Annotated in this window: 9 protein-coding genes; 4 read left to right on the forward strand and 5 right to left on the reverse strand. The window is 63.9% G+C overall.

All coding sequences use genetic code 11. From position 1 onward, the window contains the following. Positions 1-145: 145 nt before the first annotated feature. The 3 genes from folD (at position 146) to AC0L2D_RS26605 (ending at position 4,101) form a co-directional block, all read left to right on the forward strand. Positions 146-1,045: a bifunctional methylenetetrahydrofolate dehydrogenase/methenyltetrahydrofolate cyclohydrolase FolD gene (folD, locus tag AC0L2D_RS26595; protein WP_224673950.1), complete on the forward strand. Its 900-nt coding sequence runs from the start codon at positions 146-148 to the stop codon at positions 1,043-1,045. 56 nt (positions 1,046-1,101) lie between these two features. Next, a complete protein-coding gene (locus AC0L2D_RS26600) occupies positions 1,102-2,064 on the forward strand; it encodes a GlxA family transcriptional regulator (RefSeq protein WP_013530232.1) in 963 nt (320 codons plus the stop codon). Positions 2,065-2,436: 372 nt separating this feature from the next. Further along, a complete protein-coding gene (locus tag AC0L2D_RS26605) occupies positions 2,437-4,101 on the forward strand; it encodes a vWA domain-containing protein (protein WP_224621940.1) in 1,665 nt (554 codons plus the stop codon). A 68-nt stretch (positions 4,102-4,169) separates the two neighbouring features. Here AC0L2D_RS26605 and edd read toward each other — a convergent pair whose 3' ends face one another. From edd to zwf, 3 genes are all read right to left on the reverse strand, one after another. Then, positions 4,170-5,993: a phosphogluconate dehydratase gene (edd, locus tag AC0L2D_RS26610; RefSeq protein WP_027162289.1), complete on the reverse strand. Its 1,824-nt coding sequence runs from the start codon at positions 5,991-5,993 to the stop codon at positions 4,170-4,172. Positions 5,994-6,065: 72 nt separating this feature from the next. Beyond that, the gene (gene pgl / locus AC0L2D_RS26615) at positions 6,066-6,782 is read right to left on the reverse strand and encodes a 6-phosphogluconolactonase (RefSeq protein WP_027162288.1); all 717 of its coding nucleotides are present in this window, start codon (positions 6,780-6,782) and stop codon (positions 6,066-6,068) included. Further along, positions 6,764-8,233, reverse strand: coding sequence for a glucose-6-phosphate dehydrogenase (gene zwf / locus AC0L2D_RS26620; protein WP_013530236.1), 1,470 nt, complete (start codon positions 8,231-8,233; stop codon positions 6,764-6,766). Before zwf ends, pgl begins: the two co-directional genes overlap by 19 nt. A 315-nt stretch (positions 8,234-8,548) precedes the next feature. Here zwf and AC0L2D_RS26625 point away from each other — a divergent pair, with 315 nt between their 5' ends. Then, on the forward strand, positions 8,549-9,295 hold the full coding sequence (locus AC0L2D_RS26625; protein WP_027162287.1) for an SDR family oxidoreductase: 747 nt from the start codon (positions 8,549-8,551) through the stop codon (positions 9,293-9,295). Between the two features lie 93 nt (positions 9,296-9,388). Here AC0L2D_RS26625 and AC0L2D_RS26630 read toward each other — a convergent pair whose 3' ends face one another. Both AC0L2D_RS26630 and AC0L2D_RS26635 read right to left on the reverse strand, forming a co-directional pair. Next, entirely contained in the window at positions 9,389-10,240 is an 852-nt protein-coding gene (locus AC0L2D_RS26630) for an SH3 domain-containing protein (protein ID WP_027162286.1), read from the reverse strand. 262 nt (positions 10,241-10,502) lie between these two features. Next, positions 10,503-11,789 carry an NAD(P)/FAD-dependent oxidoreductase gene (locus tag AC0L2D_RS26635; protein WP_473543174.1) on the reverse strand — a complete coding sequence of 429 codons (1,287 nt, stop codon included), beginning with the start codon at positions 11,787-11,789 and terminating at the stop codon, positions 10,503-10,505. Between the last annotated feature and the right edge of the window lie 58 nt (positions 11,790-11,847).

Here is an 11,847-nt window from a genome sequence, read left to right on the forward strand (position 1 = left end):
GCGGGTTGCGCTAAACGGGATTGGGAGGGGGGTTTGGGGGGATTGCTTGTTGTTTTTTTCGTTAAGATGCCACGCTGTGAACGATCTAAACGCGCGGCGCTTCCGCAAGCGACGCGCTTGGGCATTCTGGTGTTGAGGGTGGTCCATGGCTGAAGTGATTGATGGCAAGAGCGTTGCCGGGGACGTTGTGGGGACGGTCAAGACCCTGACGGCTGAACTTGTCGCCAAGGGCAAGGCCAAGCCCGGTCTTGCCGTGGTCATCGTCGGCGAGGATCCGGCCAGCCAGGTCTATGTCGCGTCCAAGTCGCGCACCGCCAAGGAATGCGGCTTTCATTCCGTCCAGCATACGCTGCCGGCCGAAACCTCCGAAGAGGCATTGCTGAAGACCATCGGCGACCTCAACGCCGATCCGGCCATCAATGGCATCCTCGTGCAGCTTCCTCTGCCGGCCCACATTGACGCCGGCAAGATCATCCAGACCATAGCGCCGGAAAAGGATGTCGACGGCTTCCACTTCATCAATGTCGGCAAGCTCGGCACCGGTGAACTCGAGACAGCGTTCGTGCCTTGCACGCCGGCCGGCTCGATGCTTCTGATCGAGCGGGTGCGCGGCAAGGACCTGTCCGGCCTCAACGCCGTCGTCGTCGGCCGCTCCAATATCGTCGGCAAGCCGATGGCCAACCTGCTGCTTGCAGCCAACTGCACCGTCACCATCGCCCACAGCCGCACCAGGGACCTGCCGGCCTTGGCCCGCACCGCCGATATCCTTGTCGCGGCCGTCGGCAGGCCGGAGATGATCAGGGGTGATTGGGTGAAGCCAGGCGCCACCGTCATCGATGTCGGCATCAACCGCATCCCGGCGCCGGAAAAGGGCGAGGGCAAGTCCCGCCTCGTCGGCGATGTCGCCTATGCCGAAGCGGCCAGGGCCGCCAGCGCCATCACACCGGTGCCCGGCGGTGTCGGCCCCATGACCATTGCCATGCTGATGGCCAATACGTTAGCCTCCGCCTACCTTGCGGCCGGATTGAAACGGCCGTCCTTCTGACCCGCCAGAAAGCTGCAGCTTTGCCGAACCCCAGTGTTCCCTCAGAACGGCCGGTCATGACTGACCCCGTTCAAGGCGGCCGGCAGTTCGCATTCCTGCTGGTAGACAAGTTCTCCATGTTCTCGCTGGCTGCCGCGATCGATACGTTCCGGTCGGCGAACCGGTTGCTTGGCCGCGACTTCTACGGTTGGACCACGGTGTCGGCCGATGGCGATCCGGTGATGGCTTCCAATGGCCTGCCGCTCAAGATCGACTACGCCGTTGCCGACCTGCCGCCGGTCGATATCCTTTTCGTCTCGGTCGGGCTGACGACCGAATTCCCCGGCAAGAGCAAGGTGCTGGCGGCTTTGCGAAGCTGGGGCCGGCGCGGCAATGCGCTGGGTGCCCTGTCGGTCGGGTCCTACCTGCTGGCCGAGGCCGGCCAGCTCGAAGGCTATCGCTGCACCATCCATTGGGAAAACCGTGCCGGCTTCGTCGAGCGATTCCCCGACATCAACTGCACCGGCAACGTCTTCGAGATCGATCGCAAGCGCTACACCTGTGCCGGCGGCACCACTTCGATCGACCTGATGCTGGAGATCGTGCGCGGCGATTTCGGCTCGAACCTGGCCAATGGCGTCGCCAACCAGTTCCAGCACGAACGCATCCGCTCGGCCGGCGACCGTCAGCGCGTCGGACCCGAACGCGACCTGACCGGCAAGTCGGAGAAGCTCAGGCGCATCGTCGAACTGATGGCCGACCACCTCGACGAGCCGCTTTCGGCGGTACAGCTGGCCAAATCCGCCGGCCTTTCGGTGCGCCAGGTCGAGCGCCTGTTCCTGCGCCATCTCAGCGTCACGCCCGGCCGCTATTACATGCGGCTGCGGCTGGAGCGGGCGCGCGAACTGCTGCGCCAGACCAACATGCCGATCCTCGACGTGGCGATCGCGACGGGCTTCACCTCGCATTCCTACTTCGCCCAGAGCTATCGGCTGCAATTCGGCAGGCCGCCCTCGGAAGAACGCCGCACGACTTACTGAACTTCGCTTCCGTTGAAAAGTTGGCATTCGGCCCCGGCGCATCGGGCCAGGGCAGCGAATTGGGGTTACGGGTTCTTTCGGAGCCTTCGCCGCGCGTAGGCTGACGGGTGCATCAAACGAAAAACCCGCCTATTGCGGCGGGTCACCGGCGCAAATCAGCACCATAGCCAAATATGTACCTTAGCTGAGGTCATGGTGTCAAGAAAAAATTCCTATTACCGGGGAAAAGGCTGCCGACACCGCCGAACTGGCTGTCGTCAGGACTTTTGTTAAGCTGGGTCCGCAGCCCTGCGCACCGGCGCCCGGACTTGTGTCCCGGCGCCGCGTCAAATAGCTTGCCGCCCGGATCAGGGGCGGATTTAGGAGATTTCGATGGCGGGACTTGCACGGGGCGTCGCTGCGGCGATCCTCCTTTTGTCGATGACGACGTTCGGCTTCGCCGCAAACAAGGTCATCATCATTCTCGATGCCTCCGGCTCGATGTGGGCGCAGATCGACGGTAAGCCCAAGCTCGAAATCGCCCGCGAGTCGCTTCGAACCGTGCTTCAATCGGTCCCCATCGACGACGAGATCGGCTTCATGGCCTATGGCCACCGTGAAAAGGGCAGCTGCGACGACATCCAGCTGATCGTGCCGCCGCAGGCAGGTTCGGGCAGCGCCATTTCGGCCGCCGCCGACAGCCTGAAATTCCTCGGCAAGACGCCGCTGACGGCGGCGGTCAAACAGGCGGCCGAGGCGCTGAAATACACCGAGGACAAGGCGACCGTCGTGCTCATCACCGACGGGCTCGAAACATGCGGCGGCGACCCCTGCGCGCTTGGCAAGGAGCTCGAGGCATCCGGCGTCGACTTCACCGCCGATGTCGTCGGCTTCGGCCTGACCGCCGACGAGGGCAAGCAGATCGCCTGCCTCGCCGACAACACCGGCGGCAAATACATCCAGGCCTCCGACGAGAAGGCGCTGCAGGAGGCGCTTGCCGAGACCGTGGCAGCACCAGCGCCGGCTCCTGAACCGGCTCCCGCGCCAGCCCCGGCACCCGCGCCCGAGCCGGCCAAACCGGACTTCAATTTCCAGCCGATAGCGGTGCTTGCCGAGGGCGGCGATCCCGTCACTGACGGCAACGCCTGGGAGATCTACAAGGCGAAACCCGACGGTACGCGCGGCGACTACGTCAGCACCGAATACGGCGCCTACAAGGCCAATCTGGAACCGGGCGACTATATCGTCGTGGCCAGCGACGGCCAGGCCAAGACCGAGCAGAAAGTCAAGATCGAGGCGGGCCAAGTCTACGAGCCTCTCTTCAACTTGAATGCCGGCACGCTCATCATCCATCCGCGACCGAGCGAGGGGGCAGATGTCGTCGATGGCGCGGCTATCGTCATCGATTATCCGGGTGCTGACATGCCCGCCACCTTCTATGGGACCACGAAAGCCGTGTTGCCGGCCGGCGACGAGAAAGTGACGGTCACGATCGGGCAGGGCGTGGCTACCGAAACGATTCCGCTGGCTGCCGGCAAGACCGTGGAAAAGGACATGATTGTCGGTGTCGGCCATGTCGTTGCCAATGCTTATTATGCTGCCGGCGGCGACAAGGCGGACGGTTCAGGCATCGGCTTCAAGGTGCTCAAGGCAAAAAAGAAGATCGATGGAACCAGGGACGAGGTGACCTATGCCTACGGACCCGACAGCAAATTCGATCTGCCGGCCGATGACTATGTCTTGATTGCGACGGTTGATCTCGCCGTTGTCGAGCAGCCGTTCACCGTCAAGGTCGGCGAATTTCAGGATCTGAAAATCGCAATGAATGCCGGCGTGCTGGCGATCACCGCGCCGGGAGCCTCGAAGATCGAGATTTTCGAGGCCAAAAAGGACATCAACGGCAACCGCAAGTCGCTTGGCTATGCATTCGACCAGAAGTACCAGGCAGCGATCCCGGCGGGCGACTATGCCGTCGTCTCGGAGAAATCCGACAACAGTTCGAAAGAAGGCAACGTGACGGTCAAAGCCGGCGAGCGAGCTGAGCTAACCGTGCAATAGAATCGTATGCACAACCGCAAGAGGGCGGCCAAGTGCCGCCCCTTTTCATGGGTTGCGCAGAACTGCCGTCAGGCCGTGCCGAAGGCGCTGGCGCCATGATCGGCGCGGCCGACCAGTTGCCGGAAGCCGGCAAACAGCTCGCGGCCGAACCCGAACTCGTTGCCGATGAGATCGGCATCCGCCGTCCGGCGCAGCGCGAAATCGCCGGCCGGCACCAGCACTTCCAGCGTGCCGGCATCGGCGTCGAGCCGGATGATGTCGCCTTCATGGATCCTGGCGATAGGACCCTCCTCGACCGCTTCCGGTGTGACATGGATCGCTGCCGGCACCTTGCCGGAGGCGCCCGACATGCGTCCGTCGGTGACCAGCGCCACGCGCTGGCCGCGGTCCTGCAGGATGCCGAGCACGGTGGTCAGCTTGTGCAGCTCCGGCATGCCATTGGCCTTCGGCCCCTGGAAGCGGATGACGGCGATGAAATCGCCGGTCAGCGTGCCTGCCTTGAACGCATCGTTCAGCCCTTGCTGGCTGTCGAAGACCCTGGCCGGCGCCTCGATGACACGCCGCTCCGGCTTCACCGCGGAAGTCTTGATGACGGCGTGGCCGAGATTGCCTGACAGCACCTTTAGGCCGCCGGTCGCCTGGAACGCCTTGTTGAAAGGCGCCAGCACCTTCTCGTCGCCGCTTGTCCGCGGCGAGGCTTCGCGCACCACGCCTCCGTCGGCGCCGAGCTTTGCCTCGACCGCATAAGGCCGCAGGCCTTCGCCCCACACCGTCTGCACATCCTCATGCAGGATGCCTTCGTCGAGCAGTTCGCGGATCAGGAAGCCGAGCCCGCCGGCGGCGTGGAAATGGTTCACGTCGGCGAGGCCGTTCGGATAGACCCGCGCCAGCAGCGGCACCGCTTCCGACAGGTCGGAAATATCCTGCCATGTGATGGCGATGCCGGCCGCCGCCGCCATGGCGATCAGGTGGATGGTGTGATTGGTCGAGCCGCCGGTGGCATGCAGGCCGACGACGCCGTTGACGATCGAGCGCTCGTCGATCATCCGCCCGACGGGCGTATAGGCGTTGCCAAGCGCAGTAATCGCCAGCGCCCGCTTGGTCGCCTCGCGGGTCAAAGCCTCGCGCAGCGGCGTGCCTGGATTGACGAAGGACGCGCCCGGCGTGTGCAGGCCCATGATCTCCATCAGCATCTGGTTGGAATTCGCCGTGCCGTAGAAGGTGCAGGTGCCCGGTCCATGGTAAGATTTGGACTCGGCCTCCAGCAGTTCGGCGCGTCCGGCCTTGCCCTCGGCGTAGAGCTGGCGGACCTTGGCCTTTTCGTCATTGGGCAGGCCTGATGTCATCGGTCCGGCCGGAATGAACACCGCCGGCAGATGGCCGAAGGTGAGGGCGGCGATCACCAGCCCCGGCACGATCTTGTCACAGACGCCGAGATAGACGGCGGCGTCGAACATGTTGTGCGACAGGCCGATCGCGGCGGCCATGGCGATGACATCGCGCGAAAACAGCGACAGCTCCATGCCGGGCTGGCCCTGGGTGACGCCGTCGCACATCGCCGGCACGCCGCCTGCCACCTGGGCGATGCCGCCGGCTTCGCGGGCTGCATCCTTGATCAGCGCGGGGAAGCTCTCGAACGGCTGATGCGCCGACAGCATGTCGTTGTAGGAGGTGATGATGCCGAGGTTCGGCACCTTGTCGGCGCCCAGCGCGAGCTTTTCCGAGGGGCTGCACACCGCAAAGCCGTGAGCGAGGTTGCCGCACGACAAAACGGCCCGGTTGGCGGCGCGGTTCGACGCCTCGGCGATGCGGCTGAGATAACGCTCGCGGCCGGGCTTAGAGCGCTGGCGGATGCGTTCGGTGATGGCTTCGATGTCGCGTCTGGCGGTCATGGTATCGGTCCTTTCAGGCGAGGTCCCGGAAACATCCTCCCGCCGTTTGCCGGGCCCGGTGTAAATCGAGAATCAGGGTGCCCAGAAAACCTCTACGGGCTTTTGCGCTGCGTCGAGCACGGCGCGGATTGGCTTTCGCGGCCCGGGCGCCACCGCGCCGTCGAAGGCGATACGCTTGTCCTCACCCTCGATGTGCAGCGCGATGAAGCCGGCTTCGACGATGCGGGCCAGCGACAGGGTCAGCCGCGGCTCGCCCGCACTTGCCGCATGAACCGGCAGCACGATCCTGTCGGAAGACGGGTCGAGCAGTGTTGCCAGTTCGGCGGCATCGGGAAAGAACGAGGCGGTGTGGCCGTCCGGCCCCATGCCGAGCACGACGACATCGAGCGGCCAGGGCAAGGATCGGAGCGCTGCATCGTCGGACGAGGCTGCATCCTCGATGCTGGTGGCTTCGTGATAGAGCGGCACGAAACGAGCCGCCTTGGCCGCGTTCTGCAACAGATTGGCGGCCACCAGCCCGGCATTGGAGCGTGGCGAGGAGGCCGGCACGAAACGCTCGTCGACCAGCGTCACGATCACCTTGTCCCAGGCGATGGGTATCGCTGAAAGGGCGGCGAAGAATTTTGCCGGCGTGGTGCCGCCGGAGACGGCGAGCAACCCCGTGCCGCGCTCGGCGATCGCCTTGGTCAGTCTGCCTGCAACATGGCCGGCCAGGGCTGCCGCCAGTTCCTGGCGCCCGCTGAAGCCGTTCCAGCTGTAGGCGGCGCTGTTCAATTGCTCTCGTGCCATGTCCGCCCGTCACGTTCGATCAGCGCTATCGAGGCCGATGGGCCCCAGGTGCCCGCCGTGTAGCCCTGCGCCTCCTGCCTGGCACTTTCCCAGGCATTCTGGATCGGGTCGATCCATTTCCACGCCGCCTCGACTTCGTCACGGCGCATGAACAGGGTCTGGTTGCCACGGATGACGTCCATGATCAGCCGCTCATAGGCGTCCGGTGCGCGGCCGTCGAAGGACTGCGCGAAACTCATGTCGAGCGAAATCTGGCGCAGCCGCATGCCGCCCGGGCCCGGATCCTTGATCATGATGAACTGCTTGACGCCTTCGTCCGGCTGCAGCCGGATGACAAGCTGGTTGGCGAAGATCGGTCCGGCGCTGTCGCCGAAGATCGAATGCGGGATCGGCTTGAATTCGATGACGATTTCCGAAACCCGCGTCGCCAGCCGTTTGCCGGTACGCAGATAGAACGGAACGCCCGACCAGCGCCAATTGCCGATCTCGGCCTTGATGGCGACGAAGGTCTCGGTGTTGCTGTCCTTGCCGAGTTCCTCGACATAGCCTTTCACCGGTCCGCCGGCCGAAGCCCCGGCGCGATACTGCCCGCGCACGGTGTGCTTCGGCGCTTCGTTGCCGTTGATGCGCTTCAGTGCCCGCAGCACCTTCAGCTTTTCGTCGCGCACGGCGTCGGCATCCATCGACGACGGCGCTTCCATGGCGACGAGGCACAAGAGCTGCAGCATATGGTTCTGCACCATGTCGCGCAACGCGCCGGCCTTGTCGTAATAGGTGACGCGGTCCTCCAGGCCGACGGTCTCGGCCACGGTGATCTGGACATGGTCGATATGGGCTGAATTCCACAACGGTTCGTAGAGCGCGTTGGCAAAGCGCAGCGCCATCAGGTTCTGCACCGTCTCCTTGCCGAGATAATGGTCGATGCGGAAGATCTGGCTTTCGTGGAAGTCGTCGCCGACCAGGTCGTTGAGCTTGCGTGCCGAATCGAGATCGCGGCCGATCGGCTTTTCCAGCACGATGCGCGAGTTCGGCGTGATCAGATTGTGCTCTTTCAGCTTGTGCGAGATGTCGCCGAACAGCGCCGGCGCCACCGCCAGGTAGAAGGCGCGGATGCGGTCGCTGTCGCCGATCGCCTTCTTGAGCTTGTCGAAGCCGGCGCCGCTCGTCGCATCGGCGGAGACGTAGGACAGCCGCGCCAGAAAGGTCTTCAGTTCCTTGGCGTCGATGTCGGCCGGTTTGACGTGGTCCGAGATCGCCTGCTTGGCGAAGGCCTGGAATTCTTCGTCGCTCATCTTCGAGCGCGAGGTGCCGATGATGCGTGTCGGCTCCGAAAACTGATGGTCGCGCTGGCGATAATAGAGCGACGGCAGAAGCTTGCGCTCCGACAGATCGCCGGTGCCGCCGAAAATGATGAAGTCGAAAGGATCGACGGGGATGATCTGGCTGGTCATGGTCTGTCCGCTCTGACGCCGGTCGCTGTGACGCGGCTGATATAATCTAATCGATTTAAATTTTCCAGTGCCATGGTGTCACATCTGGGTGTATGCGCCTGCCCCTTGACAGTCCGATGACCCGGAGGCTTGTCGACAGGCGCGGCACCGGAAGCCTTCGCAGTTGCAGCATAGAGCGGGATCGACGCGAAAGCCAAAGGAGAAATCGGCGATGGCCGCACATCTTTCGAGCAATCCGGCCAGAAGCCACGGGTTCGCGCGGATGTGCGCTATCGGCGCGCCGGTTGATCGTCATCAATCATGAGCGGGAAAAACATGCGTCTGGAAAACAAGGTTGCCGTCATCACCGGTGCTGCGTCCGGTTTTGGCGAGGGCATCGCCAGGCGCTTTGCGCAGGAGGGTGCCAGGGTCGTTGTCGCCGATCTCAACGCCAGGGGCGCTGAGCGCGTCGCCGGCGAGATCGGCGAAGCGGCGATCTGGACCCAGACCGATGTCTCGCTGCGCTCCGAATTCGACGAGATGATCTATGCCGCCAAAAGCGCCTTCGGTCGCATCGACATCATGGTCAACAATGCCGGCTACACCCATCGCAACGGCGACATGCTCAATGTCGACGAGGAGACCTTCGACCTGATAACCGCCGTCAACATGAAGGCGATCTATCACGCGGCACTCGCCGTGGTGCCGATCATGGAGCGGCAGGGCGGCGGCGTCATCCTGACCACGGCCTCCACCGCGGGTCTGCGGCCGCGCCCCGGCCTCACCTGGTACAATGCGTCGAAAGGCTGGGCGATCACCGCCACCAAATCGATGGCGGTGGAACTGGCGCCGAAGAACATCCGCGTCAACTGCCTCTGCCCGGTTGCCGGCGAGACCGGCATGCTGGAGAAATTCATGGGCGCCGACACACCCGAAATCCGCGAGAAGTTCCGCGCATCGATCCCGCTCGGCCGGCTCTCGACGCCGCTCGACATCGCCAACGCCGCACTCTGGCTGGCCTCGGACGAAGCCGCCTTCATCACCGGCGTGGCGCTGGAGGTCGACGGCGGCCGCTGCATCTGAACGCCTGGTGCATGTCGTCCAAAAGCGCACAGCGATCTTGGAGCGACGGCATGCATCGGAAAGGGAGACGGACCTGTCGTTGAGCGGCGGGCGTCAGGCGCCGGTCTTGATGTAGCTCTTGTAGATCCAGCCGGTCTTGCCGTTGTAGGTGATCTGGCACCATTTCTTGCAGCTCATCACCTGCACCGAGGTTTTGGCTGGCACCGTACCGATGGCGGCGGCATTTTTCTTCGGGCCGCTTCGCATGGTCACGGCCCTCAGGATGCGTCCTGTTCCGGCGGCTGCGGCTTTCCTTGGCTTCGCCTTGGCCTGGCTGTCATCACCTTCTGCCGCTGGCTCTTGAGCCGGCACTTGCGGTTGCACCTCGGGAATGGCGGCGGTTTGTGCGCCGTCGGGATGGTTGCCCGCGGTTGCGCCGGGCGCGGCTACCTTGGCAAGTTCGGTGGCGGCATCGGTATCGGCTGCCGGCTGCGCGAATGCCGCCGTTTGCTTGTCGGGTGCCTTGTCCGCCACCTGGCTGGGAGCAGTCGAATCGGACGCGGATGCGGCCTTCAGCTGGGAACCGGTCCAGCGTGGGTCATTGGCGGCGAGTGCGGGAATGTTGTCTTGCGCGGCCGCCACAGTTGTTGGAATTGCGTCGGACTTGCGCGCCTGCGGCACGGCTGCCGCAGCGACCGCGGCCCCAACCGGGGTTATTTTCGTCGTCTTCACCGGAACCGTTGGAATGGTCTGTTCGGGGCTCGCTGCCGCTTGCCTGTCGCTGGCCGGCAGCGCCAGCCACAGCGCCACGGCGGCGACGCCAAGCAGTGCGGCGGTGCCGATCGCGGCGATCACCAGATGCGAGTTCGAACGGACTTCCTGCCAGAAGGACGGCCGCATGTCGTAGCCGAACTGCATGGCAAAGCGCCGACGTTCCGGCGTACCGAAACTGAAGGGCTCTCTCACTCTTGCCACCTCCATAAGCGGGCCGACGTTCTTTCGATCGGTGCCGGAAGTCCGGCGTCTGATCCGCATCGGTCCCAAAAACAACGCGGGCAGGCCCGCAACAATCCCCGAACAATCGCCCAGAACCGGCAGCTTTCGCCTGCGATTGTGGCATCAGTACGCCAACATAGAGGATTCTGCGCCTTTGCGGGAAATTGCGCAATGCGTCGCACGGGCAACAAATGTTACAACAAATATTACAATATTACATCAGGCCGGCCGGCTAGATCCTGTCGCGCAGCGCAAACCAGTTGAGCGCCAGGAACAGCAGCGGCGTACGGAAACGCCGGCCGCCAGGGAAAGGCGGGATTTTCAGATCCTCGATCAGCTTCAGCCGGTCGCGGTTGCCGGCAACGGTTTCGGCATAGAGTTTACCGAAGTAGTTCGACAGCATGACGCCGTGGCCGGAATAGCCGCCGGCCGAGATGACATTGGGCATCACTTCGCGCACGAACGGCTTTCTTGGCACGGTGATGCCGACATAGCCGCCCCAGCCATGCGTGATCTCGACATCCCCGAGCGCCGGATAGAGTTCCGCGATCTGGCGGCGGATGTGGATGTGGATATCCCGGGGATCGTTGACGCCATAGACCTCGCGTCCGCCAAACAGCAGCCGCCCGTCCTTCGATTTGCGGAAATAGCGCACGACGAAGCGGGAATCGTCGACCGCCTCGCCGCCCGGCAGCACGTCCGAGTGCGTATCCAGAGGCACCGTCGCGCCGATGAACGAACCGATCGGCATGATGTGCGCGGCACTCACCGGCTCGAGCGTGCCGCCATAGGCGTTGACCGCGATCAGGCATTTCTGCGCCGTCACCGTGCCTCTCGGTGTCGAAACCTTGACCTTGCCGCCACTGGACATGATGCCGGTTGATTGAGTCCCCTCGAACAGCTGCGCGCCTGCAAGCGCTGCCACCCGCGCCGTGCCGATCACCAGCTTCATCGGATGGATGTGCCCTGTGCCGGTGTCGCGCGTGCCGCAGAAATAGGCGGTCGAGCCCAGCCGCTCCGCCGTCTCCCTGGCATCCATGAACGAGATATGCGGGTAGGAAAAACGGCTCGCCATGATCTCGGCATGCGCCTTGTAGTCATCGACATAGCGCGGCTTGTGCGCCACCGAGAGCTGGCCCGGCATATAGTCGATATCGATCTGGTTGGCGGCAGTGAATTCGAGGAGATGCGCCTTCGCCTCTTCGGCAAGATCAAACAGCGCCTTGGCGCGGGACAAGCCGTACTCGGCTTCCAGGTCCTCGGCCCAGGCGCGCTGGCCGGTGCCAAGTTGGCCACCATTGCGCCCGGAGGCGCCATCACCGAAGCGATACGCCTCGATCAAAACGACATTGGCGCCCGCCTTGGCCAGATGCGCTGCCGCCGACAGGCCGGTAAAACCGCCGCCGATGACAACGACGTCGCATGTCCGGTCGCCATCCAGCGCCGGGTATTCAGGCCGCGGGCCGGCCGTGTCCTCATACCAGGAACGGCCGGGGGAGATCGGGGATTGGTAGGGCATGATGCTCGCAGGGAGTAGGGGAGTAGGGGAGTAGGGGAGTAGGGGAGTAGGGGAGTAG

Source organism: Mesorhizobium sp. WSM4833 (assembly GCF_055811095.1).